This is a genomic window from Streptomyces sp. NPDC050264 (assembly GCF_040655895.1).
Taxonomy (GTDB): Bacteria; Actinomycetota; Actinomycetes; order Streptomycetales; family Streptomycetaceae; genus Streptomyces.
On sequence record NZ_JBFAKV010000001.1, the window covers coordinates 236976 to 254588 of the forward strand.

General features: G+C 68.6%; 16 protein-coding genes and 2 pseudogenes. 3 read left to right on the forward strand and 15 right to left on the reverse strand.

The window, feature by feature from the left end; genetic code table 11:
* From AB0J02_RS01105 to AB0J02_RS01165, 13 genes and pseudogenes are all read right to left on the reverse strand, one after another.
* Window positions 1-320: pseudogene (locus AB0J02_RS01105) on the reverse strand (hypothetical protein); the annotation flags it as partial.
* Complete coding sequence (locus AB0J02_RS01110; RefSeq protein WP_363191751.1) at window positions 317-814, reverse strand: hypothetical protein; 498 nt, start codon at window positions 812-814, stop codon at window positions 317-319. The gene AB0J02_RS01110 and the pseudogene AB0J02_RS01105, both read right to left, overlap by 4 nt.
* A complete protein-coding gene (locus AB0J02_RS01115; protein ID WP_363191398.1) occupies window positions 814-2052 on the reverse strand; it encodes an MlaD family protein in 1239 nt (412 codons plus the stop codon). The genes AB0J02_RS01110 and AB0J02_RS01115 overlap by 1 nt, the downstream gene beginning before the upstream one ends.
* Window positions 2053-2177: 125 nt before the next feature.
* Window positions 2178-3197 (reverse strand): annotated as a pseudogene (locus AB0J02_RS01120) (MCE family protein); the annotation flags it as partial.
* A 14-nt stretch (window positions 3198-3211) separates the two neighbouring features.
* Window positions 3212-4213 (reverse strand): MCE family protein, encoded by a 1002-nt coding sequence (locus tag AB0J02_RS01125; protein WP_363191753.1) that lies wholly within the window; start codon window positions 4211-4213, stop codon window positions 3212-3214.
* A 10-nt stretch (window positions 4214-4223) separates the two neighbouring features.
* Window positions 4224-5288: an MCE family protein gene (locus AB0J02_RS01130; protein WP_363191399.1), complete on the reverse strand. Its 1065-nt coding sequence runs from the start codon at window positions 5286-5288 to the stop codon at window positions 4224-4226.
* Window positions 5288-6349, reverse strand: a complete 1062-nt coding sequence (locus AB0J02_RS01135; protein ID WP_363191400.1) for an MCE family protein — start codon at window positions 6347-6349, stop codon at window positions 5288-5290. Before AB0J02_RS01135 ends, AB0J02_RS01130 begins: the two co-directional genes overlap by 1 nt.
* Window positions 6346-7596, reverse strand: coding sequence for an MCE family protein (locus AB0J02_RS01140; protein ID WP_363191401.1), 1251 nt, complete (start codon window positions 7594-7596; stop codon window positions 6346-6348). The genes AB0J02_RS01135 and AB0J02_RS01140 overlap by 4 nt, the downstream gene beginning before the upstream one ends.
* A 2-nt stretch (window positions 7597-7598) precedes the next feature.
* A complete protein-coding gene (locus tag AB0J02_RS01145; RefSeq protein ID WP_363191402.1) occupies window positions 7599-8405 on the reverse strand; it encodes an ABC transporter permease in 807 nt (268 codons plus the stop codon).
* Window positions 8406-8412: 7 nt separating this feature from the next.
* Window positions 8413-9270: an ABC transporter permease gene (locus tag AB0J02_RS01150; protein WP_363191403.1), complete on the reverse strand. Its 858-nt coding sequence runs from the start codon at window positions 9268-9270 to the stop codon at window positions 8413-8415.
* Between the two features lie 106 nt (window positions 9271-9376).
* Window positions 9377-10390 (reverse strand): ATP-binding cassette domain-containing protein, encoded by a 1014-nt coding sequence (locus AB0J02_RS01155; protein WP_363191404.1) that lies wholly within the window; start codon window positions 10388-10390, stop codon window positions 9377-9379.
* A 430-nt stretch (window positions 10391-10820) separates the two neighbouring features.
* Entirely contained in the window at window positions 10821-11438 is a 618-nt protein-coding gene (locus tag AB0J02_RS01160) for a hypothetical protein (RefSeq protein ID WP_363191405.1), read from the reverse strand.
* Window positions 11438-12373 carry a hypothetical protein gene (locus AB0J02_RS01165; protein WP_363191406.1) on the reverse strand — a complete coding sequence of 312 codons (936 nt, stop codon included), beginning with the start codon at window positions 12371-12373 and terminating at the stop codon, window positions 11438-11440. The genes AB0J02_RS01160 and AB0J02_RS01165 overlap by 1 nt, the downstream gene beginning before the upstream one ends.
* 428 nt (window positions 12374-12801) lie before the next feature.
* Here AB0J02_RS01165 and AB0J02_RS01170 point away from each other — a divergent pair, with 428 nt between their 5' ends.
* The 3 genes from AB0J02_RS01170 to AB0J02_RS01180 all read left to right on the forward strand — a co-directional run bounded on the left by AB0J02_RS01170 (window position 12802) and on the right by AB0J02_RS01180 (window position 16432).
* Window positions 12802-13404, forward strand: coding sequence for a hypothetical protein (locus AB0J02_RS01170; protein ID WP_363191407.1), 603 nt, complete (start codon window positions 12802-12804; stop codon window positions 13402-13404).
* Window positions 13405-13519: 115 nt separating this feature from the next.
* Complete coding sequence (locus tag AB0J02_RS01175) at window positions 13520-15037, forward strand: DUF6801 domain-containing protein (protein ID WP_363191408.1); 1518 nt, start codon at window positions 13520-13522, stop codon at window positions 15035-15037.
* A gap of 195 nt (window positions 15038-15232) precedes the next feature.
* Window positions 15233-16432 (forward strand): helix-turn-helix domain-containing protein, encoded by a 1200-nt coding sequence (locus tag AB0J02_RS01180; protein WP_363191409.1) that lies wholly within the window; start codon window positions 15233-15235, stop codon window positions 16430-16432.
* Between the two features lie 6 nt (window positions 16433-16438).
* Here AB0J02_RS01180 and AB0J02_RS01185 read toward each other — a convergent pair whose 3' ends face one another.
* Entirely contained in the window at window positions 16439-16783 is a 345-nt protein-coding gene (locus AB0J02_RS01185) for a DUF397 domain-containing protein (protein ID WP_363191410.1), read from the reverse strand.
* Complete coding sequence (locus tag AB0J02_RS01190; RefSeq protein ID WP_363191411.1) at window positions 16752-17597, reverse strand: helix-turn-helix transcriptional regulator; 846 nt, start codon at window positions 17595-17597, stop codon at window positions 16752-16754. The genes AB0J02_RS01185 and AB0J02_RS01190 overlap by 32 nt, the downstream gene beginning before the upstream one ends.
* Between the last annotated feature and the right edge of the window lie 16 nt (window positions 17598-17613).

Here is a 17613-nt window from a genome sequence, read left to right on the forward strand (position 1 = left end):
ACCTCCCCTTCGGCGACCCGGTCCCCGTCGGCAGCATCGGCATCGGCTGAGGCTTCGGCATCGACCTCCGCTTCGACGGCCCGGTCCCCGTCGGCAGCATCGGCATCGGCTGAGGCTTCGACCTCGACCCCCGCTTCGGCGGCCCGGTCCCCGTCGGCAGCATCGGCGTCGGCATCGCGGGATTCCGCTCCCTGTCCCGCATCAGCGACAGCATCCGCATCCGCATCCGGAGCCGCGCCGCCGCGCAACCGGCGCCACCACCCACGGGCCCCCCGCGGCGCCTCCGTGTCGTGCTCCCGGGCCTCGTCCGTCACCGTCATCCGGACACCTCCGTCACCGGCACCGCGCTCAGCGTCTTCACTTTCCAGGTGCCATCGGGGTCCCGGGACAGGACCGCCTCCAGGCGTTTGCGGTCCGTCGTCGGCGACTTGGCGTCCTTCGGGGTCGTCTCCACGCGGACCGTCGCGATGAGCTTCGCCGTGCCGGCCCGGTCGTCGAGGGCGGTGACCGCCGCGTCCGTGACGACGCCGCGCGAGGACGCCCCGGCGGCCGGGGAGAGGCGGCCCAGCTGGGTGCGGAGCGGGCCCGAGGTGACCGTCTTCCAGGTGGTCACGCCTGCCTTGGCGTGGGCCGCCGTCGACGCGTCCAGGGTGGACAGCGTGGCGACGGCAGCGCGCCCGTCGGCGAGTGCCGCGTCCCGGGCCCGGCCGTACGCGAGGTCGTCGTCGCCCCGCGCCTGCGCGTACGACCAGGCACCGGTCCCGCACAGGGCGACCGCCGCGGCGAGCCCCACCCCCGCGAGGGCCCGCCGTATCACGAGCCGCTCCCGGTACGGGAGTTCAGGCCGAGGAGGTCCGACATGCCGGAGGACGAGGATGCCGTCCCGGACTCGGAGATCGAGGGCAGCGACAGTGCTCCGGGCCGGGCCGGCGTCGGCACCGCGCCACCGCGCGGCGCGTTCGCCGAGCCGCGTACGCCGACGCCGCTCGACGACGGCGCCGTACAACGGGCGCCCGTGTTGAGGGCGGGCGCGGGGCTCAGATCCGTACCGAGGCGGTACTCCGTACCGGAGTAACCGGCCGTGCAGGGAAGGGGTTTGAAGAAGGTGACCGCCATGCCGAGGTTGACCTTCTTTCCGTCGACGGCCGTGGCGCCCGCGGCGACGGCCTGCGGGAGCTTCACGAGGAGTTCCTCGGTGCCGCGCTGCCGGGTCACGGCGACCTCGGAGGTGGTGAGGAGGTTGGCCAGGACGACGCCGAGTTCTGGGTTCATGTCCCGGAGCACGCCGCTGAGCTGGGTGGACGCCTCGGGCGCCGCCATGATCAGGCGGCGCAGATCCGCGTCGGAACCCTTCAGCGTCGCCGCGAGGTCTTTCGCGCCGGACGCGAAGTCCCGTATCGCCGCGCCCTCTTCGGCTTGCGTGCGCAGCACGACCTGGCCGTCGTCGATGAGTTTCGTGGTCTGCGGCAGCGCCCGGTCGGCGGCCTCGACGAAGTCGGAGCCGTTGTCCAGGAGGAGTTGAAGGTCCTCGCCGCGTCCTTCGAAGGCCTTGCCGAATTCGTCGACGACCGTGCGCAGCGAGTCGAGCGGCACCGACGTCGTCAGGTCGTCGACGCCGGCGAGGACGTCCGTGACGGGCCGCGGGACGCTCGTCGCGGTCGGGTCGATGTGTGCCCCGTCGGCGAGGTAGGGCCCGCCGGACCGGTCGGGGCGCAGGTCGATGTACTGCTCGCCGACCGCCGACAGGCTCGCCACGACGGCCTTGGCGTCGTCGGGGATGCGAGGTGCGGACTTCTTGATGCGCAGGTCGGCCTCGACCCCGTCCGCGGTGAGGTCGATCGCTCCGACGCGGCCCACCGAGACGCCCCGGTAGGTGACATCGGAGTGCGTGAACAGGCCGCCTGTACGCGGGAGTTCGACCTTGACGGTGTAGTAGTCGGCGGCTCCGACGTACCGGCCGAGGTCGGCGTAGCGGATACCGAGGAAGGCCAGGACGAGGACGGCGATGACGAGGAACGCGATGTTCTTGAGCCGGACGGCGAGCGTGATCACCGGGTGCCTCCGCTCGACGGCAGGGGCAGCGGCGACGACTTCTGCACGGTCCCCTTCTTCGCGGCCCCCTCCGGCGCGGGCTCCGTGGGAGTCGGCGACGGCGAAGGGGAGGACGAGGCCTCGGTCAGCGGCGGGATCAGGGTCGTACCGGGCACGGCCGTGAGGTCGAGGTACGTGTTGAGGTAGTCGCCCTTGACGCCGCGCAGCACCTCGTCGGTGAACGGGTACGTGAGCAGCACCTGGAGCGAGTCGGGGAGGTCCTTGCCGGAGTCGGCGAGCGTCTTGAGGGTGGGGGCGATCGCCTTGAGGTCGGCGACCATGTCGGCCTTGCCGGTGTCGATGGTGTCGACGGCGACGCCGCTGAGCCGGTCGAGGGAGCGCAGCATCGTCATCAGCGAACCCCGCTGCTGCTCCAGGGTTTTGAGGCCGGGCGAGAGATCGGTGAGCACGGTCCCGACGTCCTCCTTGCGGTGCGCGAGCGTGGCCGACAGACGGTTGACGCCGTCGAGTGCGGCGGTGATGTCGCCGCGGTGGTCGTCGAGGTCGGTGACGAGGGTGTTGACGCGGCGCAGGGTGGAGCGGACCTCGGTCTCGCGGCCGCCGATGGCGGAGTTGAGTTCGGTGGTGATGGTCTTGAGCTGGTTGACGCCGCCGCCGTTGAGGAGCAGTGACAGGGCGCCGAAGACCTCTTCGACCTCGGTGTTGCGGCCGGTGCGCGTTAGCGGGATGCGGTCGCCCGCGCCCAGCGATCCGGTGCCGTCCTTCGGCGCGACGAGCTGGACGTACTTCTCGCCGAGCAGGCTGGACTGTTCGAGTTGGGCGCTGGTGTCCGCCGGCAGGCGCACGTCGCCGTTGATCCGCATCGTCACGCGTGCGGACCAACTGTCCCTGCCCGAGAGGGAGATGCTGCTCACACGGCCCACCGCGACGTCGTTCACCTTCACCGCGGACTGCGGGACGAGGCTCAGGACGTCCTTCATGTCGGCGGTGATCGTGTACGGGTGGGAGCCCAGGTCGGCGCCGCCGGGCAGCGGCAGTTCCTCGACGCCGCCGAACGACGGTGTCGGCACGCTGATGACGCCGATGGTCAGGAGGAAGGCCGTGGTGATGGCGAGGGCGGCCGCGGCCGCCGCGCCGACGCGGATTCTCGACTGTTGCGTCACTGGTCACCGCCGACCGCGGGCAGTGGCAGCAGCGGGCCGCCCATGCTCAGCTCGTTGAGGTTGGCCCGCCCGTCCAAGGTGCGGGTCTTCGGGTCATAGGCGCTCACGACGTTGCCCGCGGCGAGCGGGGCGACATCCAACGCTTCGGCCAGTGACGCCCGTTGGTCGACGAGTGTCTGGGTGAGGGGGACGAGCCGGTCGACGTTCTTCTTCAGCTCGCCCCGGTTGTCCTTGATGAAGGTCTTGACCTGTCCGAGGGCGGCGCCGAGTTCTTTCAGGGCGCCCGCGAGGTCGTCCTTGTTGTCGGCGAAGTAGTTCGTGACGTCGTCGAGGTTCTCCTGCGCGGTGCGCACCCCGCCGTCCTTGTCCTTCAACATGGTGGTGAAGGACTGGAGTTGGGCGAGGGTGGTGAACAGGTCGTCGCTGCTGCCGTTCAGGGTCTTCGCTGCCTTGCCGAACTGCTCGATGCTGTCGCCCATCGCGGTCCCGTTGCCCTTGAGGTTCTTCGCGCCGGTGTCGAGCAGGTCGGACAGCGCGCCTTCGGCGTTGGCGCCGCCGGGACCGAGCGCCTTGCTCAGCTCGGTGACGCTGTCGTAGAGCTGGTCGACCTCGACGGGGGTGCGGTTGCGGGACGCGGGCAGCTTCGCGCCGTCGTGCAGGGTGGGCCCTGACGTGTAGGCGGGGGTGAGCTGCACGTACCGGTCGGCGACGACGCTGGGCGCGACGGCGACGGCCCGCGCCCCGGCCGGCACCTTCACCCCGTCGTCGAGGTCGAGGGTGACCTTCACCTGTGTGCCCTCGGGCCGCACGGATCCGACCTTGCCCACGCGCACGCCGAGGATCCGCAGGTCGGACCCGGCGTAGATGCCGACGGCCCGGTCGAAGTAGGCGGTGACGCGGGTGCCGCTCGGGGTGGTGGCGCTGACACCGACGACCCCGGCGGCGATCAGCACGGCGAGTGCTAGCCCGCCGACGAGGAGTTTGCGGCGTACGGTCATCGTCGCCATGTCAACCACCGGCCTTCACGTCGTACGTCCCGCTCTTCGGCGGCATGCAGGAGGTCTTGGGCAGCGAGGACGCGGGCAGGTAGTCGCGGGGCACGACGCCGCACAGGTAGCTGTCGAACCAGCGGCCGTTGCCGAGCGTGTTGCCGATGAGCCGGTAGTAGGGGCCGACGAGCGCGAGGGTCTTGTCGAGCTTGCCCTGGTTCTTCTCCAGGACGTCCGTGACCCGGCCGAGCGCCGTGAGGGTCGGCCCGAGCTGCTTCTCGTTGTCGTCGACGAGCCCGCCGAGTTCCTTGCCGAGCGCTTCGCTGCCGCTGAGCAGCGCCTTGATGGCGGTCCGTCGCTTCTTCAGTTCGCCGAGCAGCGAGCCGCCGTCGTCAATGAGCGTCTCGAAGCTCGACTTCTTCGTCTGCAGCGTCTTCGTCAACTTCTTGCTGCCCGCGAGGAGTTGAGCGAGTTCGGTGTCACGCGACGACACGGTCTTCGACAGCGCGGACAGGCCCTTCACGGCGGCCTTCACGTCGGGCGGCGAGTCCTTGAAGGTCTCGGAGATCGTCTCGAAGCTCGTGGCGAGCTGCTTCGTGTCGATGTCGTCGATGGTGCCGCTGAGGTCTTCGAAGGCCTGCGTGACGTCGTACGGGGAGGTGGTGCGGGACGTCGGGATGCGGGTGTCCGGGTTCTGCCGTTCGCCGCCGACGGGGTCGAGGGCGACGTACTTGTCGCCGAGCAGCGTCTTGATGGCGATGGCGGCGGTCGTCCGGTCGCCGATCCAGGTGGAGTCGTCCTTGATGTCGAAGGAGACCTTCACCTTGTTCCCGTCGAGGGCGACGCCGGTGACCTCGCCGACCTTCACGCCGGCGATCCGCACCTCGTCGCCGTCGCCGAGCCCGGCGGCCTCGGTGAAGTCGGCGGTGTAGGTGGTGCCGCCGCCGACGACGGGCAGGCTGCTCACGTTGACCGCGGCGAGCGCGAGCAGGGCGAGCACCACCAGGCCGACGACGGCGACGGCGACGGGGTTGCGCTCTTTGATCGGCTTGAGCCGGGGCCGTCTCCGGTCCGGATTGCGCATCACTGGCACCTCGCTTCGGTGACGGAGATGCCGGTGGGCGGCTTCGACCCGTCGGACATCTTCACGCCGCCGACCTTCGCCTCGCAGAGATAGAGGTTGAACCAGGACCCGTACGACGACAGACGGGACAGGGCGGTCAGCTTGGCGGGGGTCTTGTCGAGGAAGTTCTGGATCTGCGGGATGCCGTCGCCGAGCGAGTTGGACAGGCGGCCCAGCTGGTGGATGTCGTCCTTCAGCGGCTGCCGCGCGTCCTGGAGGAATCCGGCGGTGACCGTCGTCAGGTCCCCCATCGCCTGAACGGCTTCACCGAGCGGTTTGCGGTCCTCGTTGAACCCGGAGACGAGCTCCTTGAGGGTGGTGACGAGGTCGTCGAACTGGTCCTCGCGGTCGTTGATGGTGGTCAGGACGTCCGTAAGGTTCCCGATGACCTCACCGATCACCTTGTCCTTGGCGGCGACGGTCGTCGACAGCGAGCCGACGTGCTCGATGAGACTGTCGACGGTGCCGCCCTCGCCTTGCAGGACTTTCACGATGGACCCGGCGAGATCGTTGACGTCGTTCGGGGACAGGCCCTCGAACAGCGGCTTGAAGCCGTTGAAGAGGAGGGTCAGGTCGAGGGCGGGGGTGGTGCGGGTGAGCGGGATGGTGGCACCGTGGGTGAGCTCCGGCGCGCCGCTCCCGGTGCCGCGCTCCAGGGACACGTACCGCTGGCCGACCATGTTGAGGTACTTCACGGCGGCCGTGGTGGTGCCCGGCAGGTGCCGGTCGTCGGTGACGGTGAAGGTGACCTGGGCGGTGCGCCGGTCGACGACGCGCACGTCGGTCACTTCACCGACCTTGACGCCGGAGATCCGTACGCCGTCGCCGTCGATGAGCCCGGTGACGTCGGTGAACAGGGCTTTGTACGTTGCGGTGTTGTTGGCCACGCCGGTGTTGGCGATGCTCAGGCCGAGCACGGTGGTGGCCAGCGCGGTGACGACGACGAAGATGAGGGACTTGACGAGCGGCCCGGCGAGGGACCGCCGCTTGATGTGCGCGAACTCCGTTTCTTTTGTGCTCACTTGAGCTTCACCTCGGTCCCCCGGTACAGCGGCCCGACGAGCAGGCTCGACCAGTCGGGCAGGTCGTCGGGCGAGGTCTTGGCGGCGGGCGCGATGAGCTCGTTCACCAGGTCGTTCTCCTGCGGCGAGTTGGCGGGCCCGAGATCCTGCGCGGCGGAGGCGGTGGCGGTGACGGGCGCTTTCGCGGTCGACGCGCCGAGGTAGGGCACCGGGTAGCAGTGCGGCCCGCCACCGGAGTTGTACGCGGGAGTGTCGGACCCGGCGGTGTAGGCCCCTCTGGAGGGAACGGTGGTGACGTTCACGTGCAGTCCGGGCTGATCGGTCCCCTTGCCCAGCACCTTGTCCATGCGCGGCACGAAGTCGGCGAGGGTGCGCAGGGTGCACGGGAAGGAGGACGAGTACTTGGCGAGCAGTTCGAGGGTGGGGCGTGAGGTGTCGGACAGCCGGATGATGTTGTCCTGGTTGGCGCGCAGGAAGGCGTCGAGGTCGTCGGCGGCCTGGGTGGTGCTGCCGTAGGCGCCGGCGAGGTCGCTCTCCTTCTCGGCGATCGTGCCGCTGGTGGTGGTGAAGTCGGTGAGCGCGTCGATGATGCCGGGCGCGGCGTCGGCGTACACCTGGGAGACCTTGACGAGCTGCTTCAGGTCCTCGTTCAGGGCCGGCAGTTCCGGGTTGAACTTCCGCAGGTGGGAGTCGAGTTGGGTGAGCGTGTCACCGAGTCGGCTGCCCCTCCCCTCCAGCGCCTGCGAGACGGCCGACAGCGTGGACGACAGTTTCTGCGGCTGGACGGCGGTGAGCATGGGCAGGACGTCGTCGAGGACCTGCTGCAGTTCGATGGCGTTGGCGGAGCGGTCCTGCGGGATGGTGGCCCCGGCCGACAGCATCCGCGTACTCGGGTCGCTCGGCGGTACGAGGGCGACGTAGCGCTCGCCGAAGAGGGTGGTCGGCAGCATCTGGGCGCGGACGTCGTCGGGGACGCTGTCGAGGGCGCCGGGCTTCAGCGCGAGCGTGAGGCGGGCCCCGGTGGGCGTGGCGTCGATGTCCCTGACCTCGCCGAGGACGACGCCGCGCAGCTTCACCTCGGCGCCGAGGTGCATCTCGTTGCCCACGCTGCCGGTCTCCACGACGACGTCGTCGGAGGAGACGAAGTCCTTGTTGTAGACGGCGACGGCGAGCCAGATCAGCAACGCGGGCACGACGAGGAACACGAGCCCCGCGAGTCTGCGGCGGATGATCTCCGTGCTTGTCATCGTCACCCCGCCACCTTCACGGTCGTGGTGGCGCCCCACAGAGCGAGGGACAGGAAGAAGTCGGTGACGGAGATGAGCACAATGGCGTTGCGCACGGACCGCCCGACGGCGATCCCCACACCGGCCGGTCCGCCGCTCGCCCGGAACCCGTAATAGCAATGGGCCACGATCACCATGACGCTGAAGATGAGCACTTTCAGCACGGACAGCAGGACGTCCGTCGGTGACAGGAAGAGATTGAAGTAGTGGTCGTACGTGCCTTGCGACTGCCCGTTGAAGACGACGGTGACCAGGCGTGAGGCGAGGTACGAGGACAGCAGCCCGATCGCGTAGAGCGGGATGATGGCGACGACGCCGGCGATGATGCGGGTGGTGACGAGGTACGGCATCGACCGCACACCCATCCCCTCCAGCGCGTCGACCTCTTCGTTGATCCGCATGGCGCCGAGCTGGGCGGTGAACCCGGCGCCGACGGTGGCGGACAGCGCGAGCCCGGCCACCAGCGGGGCGATCTCACGGGTGTTGAAGTACGCGGAGACGAAGCCGGTGAAGGCGGCGGTGCCGATCTGGTCCAGGGCGGCGTACCCCTGGAGGCCCACGACGGTGCCGGTCGCGGCGGTCATCGCGATCATCACGCCGATGGTGCCGCCGATGACACCGAGCCCGCCGGACCCGAAGGCGACCTCGGCGAGCAGCCGCTGCACTTCCTTCGTGTACCGGACCAGTGTGCGCGGTATCCACAGCAACGCCCGTATGTAGAACATGAGTTGATCGCCACCGCGATCGAGCCAGACGAGGGGGGAGGTCATGACGGGTTCAGCCTCCCTTCGGCGGAACGATCTGGAGGTAGATGCCGGTCATCACCATGTTCACGAAGAAGAGCAGGATGAAGGTGATGACGACGGACTGATTGACGGCGTCGCCGACGCCCTTCGGGCCGCCGCGCGGATTGAGCCCGCGGTACGCGGCGACGATCCCGGCGATGAACCCGAAGATGAGCGCTTTCAGCTCACTGATGTAGAGGTCGGGGAGCTGAGCGAGCGCGCTGAAACTCTGCAAGTACGCGCCTGGGGTGCCGTGTTGCAGGACGACGTTGAAGAAGTAGCCGCCGAGGGTGCCGACGACGGACACCATGCCGTTCAGCAGCAGCGCGACCGTCATGGTGGCCAGCACGCGCGGCACGACGAGCCGCTGCACAGGCGAGACGCCCATGACCGTCATCGCGTCCAGCTCTTCGCGGATCTTGCGGGACCCGAGATCGGCACAGATGGCGGAGCCGCCCGCGCCCGCGATGAGCAGCGCGACGATGAGGGGGCTGGCCTGCTGGATGACGGCCAGCACGCTGGCGCCACCGGTGAACGACTGAGCGCCCAACTGCTGTGTCAGCGACCCGACTTGGAGCGCGATGACAGCGCCGAACGGGATCGACACGAGCGCCGCCGGCAGGATGGTGACACTGGCGATGAACCAGAACTGCTCGACGAACTCGCGGAACTGGAAGGGGCGTCGGAAGACTGCCCGCGCGACTTCGAGGCCGAGCGCGAAGAGTTTGCCGGTCTGGCGGAGGGGGCCGAGGAGAGGGTTGGGGGTACGGGGGGCGGCCCGCTTGCCGGTGCTGACCGGCGCGGGGGGTGCCTGCGGCGCGGGGCCCGGAACCTTGTTGTCGACGCTCATTGGGTCACCGCCACAATCAAGCCCCTCCGGCGATTGAGGAGCGGGGTCCGGGGCAGAGCCCCGTGACCTGTGCGCCGGCGCGGGGCGCGAAGACGTCGGCAGCCGATCAAGACGCACCCCCGGCGCGCGGCAGCACGGCGGTCGGCGCCATCGGGTCGGACCCGTACGTGGCCAAGATCGCCCTCCGCGCCGACTCCGGCAGGGTGTCCAGCATCCCCAGCACCCGCGCCCGGCGCCGAGCAACGGCGGCCCGCTCCCCCAAGCCCGGCGAGGGCTCAAGCTGCGGCACGATCTCCCGGGGCGAAATCACCGCCCCACCCGGCGCACTGGCAGCCTCAGCGGCCAGCGTCGCCGCGTCCTTCTCCTCCGACATCCCGATCGGCCCCGTCTTGCTGGCGGTGAGGAACTGCGCCACGACCGGCTCCCTGCTGGTCAGCAGGACTTCCCGGGGCCCGAACGTCACCAGGTTCCGCCGGAACAGCATCCCCATGTTGTCCGGCACGGTCGCCGCGATGTCGAGGTTGTGGGTGACGATGAGCATCGTCGCGTCGATCTTGGTGTTCAGGTCGATGAGCAGCTGCGAGATGAACGCGGTACGGACGGGGTCGAGCCCGGAGTCGGGTTCGTCGCAGAGGATGATCTGCGGGTCGAGCACGAGAGCCCGCGCGAGACCGGCCCGCTTGCGCATGCCGCCGCTGATCTCGCCGGGCAACTTCCCCTCTGCGCCGAGGAGTCCGACGACCTCGATCCGCTCCATGACGATGCGGCGGATCTCCGATTCCTTCTTCTTGGTGTGCTCGCGCAGCGGGAAGGCGATGTTGTCGAAGAGGTTCATCGACCCGAACATGGCGCCGTCCTGGAACATCAGCCCGAACAGCTTCCGGGCCTCCATGATGTCCCGCTCCGGGCTGCGCGCCATGTCGACGCCGTCGACGAGAACGCGGCCCCGCTCGGGCTTGAGCAGACCGATCAGCGACTTCAGGAAGACGGTCTTGCCGGTGCCTGACGGCCCGAGCATGACGCTCACCTCGCCGGCGGGCAGCGTGAGACTGACGTCCTGCCAGATCTGCTGCTTGCCGAAGGACTTGGTAAGCCCCTCGACCTTCACTTCGATTCCCATCGCCTTCTCACCTTCAGCGAGCGAACTCGGCAGCGCACGGTAATTCGCTTTGTACGTGCCGGACAAGATCTCGGAGCGGCCGCCCCGAATCTTTCTGAAAACTTGTCATCCGGTGACAAAGGAGCGGTTCTCTCCTGTCGGAAGATGAGTAGAACTTCTGAGTCCCGAGGGCCGCCTCATAGTTCGAGGCGGGGCCCCACCTCACCGGGGGTACGGCGAAAGTCGGGGCCCCGTCACGGAGACACCGGCCGAGAAGGAGGGTTACGACCGGATCTCCTGCAACTCCTGGCCGACGGGGGGCCGTCGACCAGGAGCGAAGGAACTTTTGCCGACGTTACGGCCGAGTAACCTTGCCTAGCAATAGTGGTTCGCCAAGTTTCCGGTACGAATTCCGGACCGCCCGTGGATTTATCAGCCGGCGACAAGATGGTCAGGCGGGCGGGGTGATTTGTTGCTTGGGGGTGAGGGTGTAGTTGGCCTTGATGTCGAGCGTGCTGCCGGGCTTGAGCAGCCCGAGGCAGTACGCATCCGCGCCGGCCACGAGTTGACTGGCGGGCACGCCGTCGGGGCTGCTGCTCAGCTTGCCGGTGGCGTTGTCGTACTGGCCGTAAAGAGTGCCCGTCCACTTCACGGCACAGCCGGTCGCGGACCAGTTGAGCGTGATCCCGCTGATGGACACGTCGATTACGGCGGGGTTGACGGCGTTGCGCCGCAACAGGTTGATCTTCCAGGGAGCCGTGCCCGAGGTGAAGCTGAAGGGGATGCCCGCGACGCGGCAGTTCGAGTAGGTCGGAGCGACAGTTCCGGCGGCCAGTCCGTCGGCATCGCTGGTCGCCAGCGATCCCGAGATGTGCGAAGTGGCGCAGGAGATCGAAGCGGAGCCGACCCGAAAGAGGGGGTAAGGGGTAACCGTGTCCCCCGCATAGCTCCCACCAGGACCGACCGTCCACACCCCACTCCCCGTGGCGGACGCCGACGTCACCGACGCCCCCAGCGCGGCGACGAGCGCGAGCCCGCCCATCACCGCCCTGCGCAGCGGCAACCGCATCACTTGACCGCCGAGTGCCAGTACTGGGAGAAGACCTTGCCCTGGTTCGGCGCGGTAGCGCCCGGGTCGTTCAGGGTGCCCAGGTAGGTCGAGGTGTTGTTGAGCTTCACGCTGTTGGTGCCCGAGGCGGCGGGGAGGCCGGACTTGAGGTTGACCGCCCAGTTGAAGGCGCCGAGCCCGAGGGGACCGCAGCCGCTCGCACCCGGCGCCGCGAAGGTGAGGTCCTGCTGGGTCGAGCCGGTCAGCGCGAGCCGGCCGAACGGGCCCTCCGAGGCGGGCGTGCCGTTGGACGTGGCGCTGTCCGCGGCGACGTTCGGCGCCGCCGCGTTCCCCGGGCGCAGGATGACCGGCGCGGACTTGGTGCCGATGTAGCAGTTGCTGCCGATGAGCGGGTTGCTGAGGTGGATGCGGACCGGGATCGAGATGATCGGCACACCTTCGGAGACCCCGGCGAGCAACTGGAAGTCGGAGGGGGTGCCCACGGATTCGACCGTCGCGACGATCCGGTTGACCGTGCTGTTGGTGATCTGCCCGCAGACGGCGCTGACGACGGGCACGGAGCTGGGACACATCAGCCCGAGCAGGCCGCCGGGCAGATCGGCGGGGTCGGCGATGAGCGCGCCGTCCGACGGCGCGACCACCGAGTTGGTGCCGTCGGAGTGGGTGACGATGCCTACCTGAAGGTCGGTCTTCCCCGTCGGGACGACCGAGCTGCCGATCTTGATGACACCGCTGGCCGAACTGGAGGAGATGCACGTCGCCTGGTCGGTGACGCCGTCGGCGCCCAGCATGGCTGCGTTGTCGACCGGGCAGCGGTTGAACGGCGCCCAGTTTCCGTTCAGCTGGGTGCCGGCCGCGGAGGACGTGCCGATGGAGGCGATCGTGGCCAGGGCCGCCGTCGCGCCGAGGACGGACATACGTCTGAGAGTGGCCATGCCGGTTTTCCCTTCTCGTAGGGGAATGCGAGCCCGGACGTTACTCACGGGAAACCTTTCGCACAATGGCCTTGCTGACAGTTCTTCCACTACTCGCGGGTTTAGCGGCAAGTGAGCATTCGTGGCTTCTACTTGCTCACCGAGTGAGTGTTTCTCGGAGCGAGCCGCAAACTCGTCACTCACCGACAAGGAAAGTCACGCGACCTGTATCCGGAGAGACAAGAAAAACTGCGCATTCCGATCCTTCCGAGGAACCTCGGGCTTTCTTATTGCGGCTTCTGGTTACCAGCTCGTAACGTCCGTCCTGAAGGCGCCGAAGGTTGGCCTGCGGCCGATCCGTTGAGGTTGCCGGAAGTTGCGACACGGTCGCGTCACCGCGAAGCGGTCACGCTCCCTCAATTCACCCTCGTTCACGCGGAGGAACCACTGTGCGCAGATTCGCCCGTAACACCGCCATCGCCGCTGCCGCGCTCGCCTCGGCCTTCGGCCTCTCGGTCTCCTCGGCCTCGGCCGGTGCGCTGGCCACGTACACGGTCACGCCCGGTGGGGCGTTCACGGCCAACGCCACGAAGCCCACGATGAAGGTGGGTTCCGCCACACTCTCCTGTGCGTCCTCACAGGCGAAGGGCACCCTGAAGTCCGGGTCCGGCCTGGCCGGGGCCCAGCTCGGCTCCATCACCAGCCTGTCCTTCACCACGTGCACCGTTGCCGGTATCCCGTTCACGGTCACCACCACCGCTTCGGTCGCCAACCCCTTCTACGTCAACGCCACGGGCACGACGGCGAACCACATCGACGGCAACATCAGCAACATCAGTGCCACCATCAGCGGTATCGGTTGCAACGCGACCTTCGCGGGCACCACGAACGGCTGGTACGAGAACACCACGAAGACCCTGCACGTGACCGGTGGCGGAACCCTCGCCGCGCAGGCCGGCGCCAGCTGCCTCGGCCTGTTCACGGCCGGCTCGCACGCCGACTTCGTGGGCAACTACGTGATGACCGCCCAGCAGACGATCACCTCCCCGTGATCCGGTAGCTGCGCTGTGCCCGCCGTCGAGCTTCCGCTCGGCGGCGGGCGTGCGCGTGTTTCCAGAGCAGAACGACACCGGGTGAGGCCACACGACTTCAGGAGGCAGGGACCGGATGAATGCGATCGGAAAGCGGACCGGGCTGCGCGCACGGCGCTCGGTGCGGGTGGCGTCGGTCGCCTCGGCCGCACTGGTCGCCGGATTGTTGTCCGGCTCCGGTTCACAGGCCGATGAACAGCCGCCCTCTGCCGCTGAGTTGGCGTACGAATGCCTCATTCCTCCGGCGGCGGACGCGGACGCCACGGCGGCGCCCCAGAAACTGGCTACAGCCGTGAAGGTGACCACGCAGCTGCCGCGGACGGCTGTGACGGGCAAGCCGATTCAGGCCGGCCCTGTCCAGATGGAAGCCGTACTGCCGCGCGCAGGGCTCGCAGATCTGCTGCCCGCCGGTGACGAGTTGACGAGCCAGGCGACTCTCGGCGTGGAGGTTCGGCAGAACGAAGACAAGGCGAACGCGACGTGGTCCAGCCTCGACGGGCGGGCCACCATGCCCATGGAAGGCGAGCATGTGGTCCTGCCGTACAACGGAGACGTCCCTTCCGTCACGGTCAACTCGCCGGGTGACATTGAGCTGCTCGCCGGTGATCTCGCCCTGACCGTGACACCGTCGTCCGGTGCGCCGGTCACCCTCACCTGCTCTCCGGGCAAGGACACTGATCCGCTGCTGGCCCGCGTAGCCGTACCGGGAGGGGACGAGACCGAGCCGGGTGGCTCACCGTCCTCGTCGGCAGGGCCGGACGAAGGCAGTGATGAGTCCCGCGACGGCGTCACCGTCACTCCCAAGGACGAGCCGAAGGCGGATGAGGTCACCTGCGGGCCCAGGCCAACCGGTGAGCCCGACGTCAGCCAGGCCCCGACACCGCCGTTTCCTCCGGAGATCACCCAAGCGGACGGCTTCGGCGGATGCGCCTATGCCGTGGGCTTGGCAACGGTACGCAAACAGAACGGATCGATGATCATCAACGACCCGTCCAGAACTCCCGCACTCATGAACATCAGCGGCGGCATAAAGGGCGCCAACGTCGCCGATCCGGACACCGGCGCCTTCTTCTGGAACCGCATCGACTCCATCGGAGAGCTGACTCTGCCGGACTCCGATTCGACCTTCCTCAGCTTCGGCTTCGCTCCAGTGTCCGCGAAGGTCGCCTTCGACAACGGTCTCGTCAGCATCTCCACCGGCAACACCTACTACGGGGAAGGCGCCTACGCCGTTGTCACCTTCTTCCAGACCATCCACATCCGGTCGGCCAAGGTGAACGGCGTCCCTCTCCCCCTCGGCGCCAACTGCAGGACCGAGAAGCCCTTCCGTATCACCCTGCGCGGCTCCTTCAAGGACGACGGCACCGGCACCTACACGAACGTCCTCTTTGGCGGCCTCCTCACCGGCAAGGTCGACATCCCCGCGTTCACCGGCTGTGGCACCGGCGGCGAGAACCTCAACCCCTTGTTCACCGCGTCCATCAGCGGACCCGACAACCAGATCGCCATGAACCAGGCCCCGGTCTGCGCTCCGGAGTACGGATTCGGCTGCCCGCCGGCCATGGCGACCCTCCCCCCGACCAAGACCCCGTGACCACCCCACCGCCCCATCACTTCTCAGCCACATCCCCCACACCGTGATCAATCCCTGCGCAACAGATGTACAACCCACAGTAGTTGCTCTAACTTCATAGGCCCCATTGGTACGCACCTGACGGGCGGGACCGCACACCCCTGCGTCGCCCGGCCCGGCCCCCCACCCGGCGCTCGGACAAGCGAGGAAGCGGCCATGCCCCTGCCAGCGCACGCGAAGGACGCGGAGGACCCGCTGGGCCCTCTGCCCCGGGAGTTCGCCCGCATCATGCGGCCCGAACTCCCCGGCCTGATCAAGGAGATCAAGGTCGAGGTCACGCGCGCGTTCCCGGAGTACGCCGCGCTGTTGGACGGACCGAACGAGGCGGCCATCCGGCAGGGTGTCGAGCAGAGCCTGAACGCCTTCGTGGACCGCGTCGCCGATCCCGACGCCTCCACCGCGACCCGTGACGAGCTGCTCCGCAAGTTCGGCCGGGTCGAGGCGTACGAGGGCCGGGACCTCAACACGCTCCAGGGCGCCTACCGTCTCGGCGCCCGGGTCGCCCTGCGCCGGGCAAAGGATCTGGGCCGCCGCTTCGACCTCTCCCCGACCCTCCTGCTGACCTTCGCGGAGGCCCTCTTCGCGTACGTGGGTGAGCTCGAAACCCTGTCCCACGAGGGGTACATGGAGGTGCAGTCGAGAGCGGGCGCGGCGGGAGAGGTGCTGCGAAGACGCTTACTGCATCTGCTGCTCGCCGGAACCCCGTTGGCGCACATCACCGTCAACAACCTGTGCGAGCAGGCTGGTTGGCAGCTTCCCTCCGAAGTGACCCTGGTCGCGTTACGGACCCCGGCCGAGTACGTCCAGGCGGGTCTGGCCATCGACGTCCTCGCGGACCTCGGCGCACCACAGCCGCACCTCCTGATCCCCGGCCCGCTCACGCCGGAGCGCCGCGCCATGCTCGCCGCCGCCGCCCCCGGCAGCTCGTACGCGATCGGCCTGACCGTGCCGACCGAGCAGGCAGCCGATTCGCTGCGCTGGGCCCGCAAGGTGCTTCAGCTCGTCGACGACGACATCGTTGCCGATTCCCAAGTCATCGACGCGGCAGACCATTTGGTGACCCTCTGGTTGGTATCCGACCCCGCGCTCGTCGCGGAGATCACCGCCCGCGAACTGGCCCCGCTCGACAAGTCCTCCGGCGCCCGCCGCGCCCGTCTCGTCGAGACCCTGCACGCCTGGCTGACCACCCGGGGCACCGCCGAGCAGGTCGGTGAGGTCCTCGGCGTGCACGCCCAGACGGTCCGCTACCGCCTGCGCAATCTCGACGCCCACTTCGGCGACCGCCTGGAGGACCCCGCACACCGCTTCGCCATGGAAGCGGCGCTACGGGCGATGCACCTCCACGACGGCGACTAGTACGGACTAGTACGCCGAGGAGCCCGCACACTCCGCGACGAACAGGCCGAACGCCTCCGGCGTGAACGTGAGACTCGGGCCGGCCGGGTCCTTCGAGTCGCGAACGGCGACAGCGGCGCAGGGCGTCCCGGCGACCTCGACGCAGGACCCGCCCTGGTCGCCGCTGTAGGTGGACTTCTGCCAGGCGAGCGCGCCGACGGGGGCACACTCGACGCAATCACCGCCCTGATCGCTGCTGTAGGAGGACGTGCGCCAGGCGAGCGGTCCGATCGGCGCGCACTCCACGCACTCGCCGCCCTGGGCGCCGCTGTAACTGGACTTACGCCACTGGACGTTGGTCGACTTCGGCATAGTGCTCCTCCATCACGTACCTGATCAGCTCCGCCGAGTCCCGCACGGACAGAGCAGTGGCCTGCAAATGATCGTAACGGAGCGAACAGTCCTTCACCGTGCTCGGATTGGCCGTCGGATGCCCCTGCCCGTACCCCTCGGTGTAGACGATGGCCGGATCGGACGGGAAGCGGAACAGGTCAAACGAACCCTGCAATCCCGCATGCGGCCCCGCCGGGAACGGCAGCACCTGCACATTCACCCGAGGGTCATTCTCGTACGACAACAGCCGCTCCAACTGGCCCCGCATCACGCCGCGTTCCCCCACCCCCATGTCCTGATACAGCACCGCCTCGCCCAGGATCAGCCACACCACCGGCGGCTCCTCCTTGTCCAGAATTCGCTGTCGCGCGAGCCGGACCTCCGTGCGGTCGTCGAGGTTCTCCTGGTCGAGCGCGCCGAGCACGGCCCGCGCGTACTCCCGGGTCTGGAGCAGCCCGTGCACGAGGTGCGTGTGGAAGGCGCAGATCTCGACGGCCCGCGCCTCCAGCTCGGCGACCTGCTGGAACCAGGCGGGCAGTTGGGACCTCAGTACAAGACCCACCAGGCGGGAGAAGAAGCCGTCCGTGCCGAGCCCCGCGTCGACGCGCTCACTGAACTCCGGTGTCGGCAGCTTCCGCGCCGTCTCGATCTGGCCCACCAGGGAGCCCGTGTAGTTGAGGATCGCGCCGAGCTTGTCCTGCGTCAGGCCCGCCGCCTCCCGGTGTCGGCGCAGCTCGAAGCCGTAGTAGTCGAGCGGTGAAGCGCTCGGGTCGAGGACGTTGACGTTGGCCATGCAGCCCCCTCAGGTC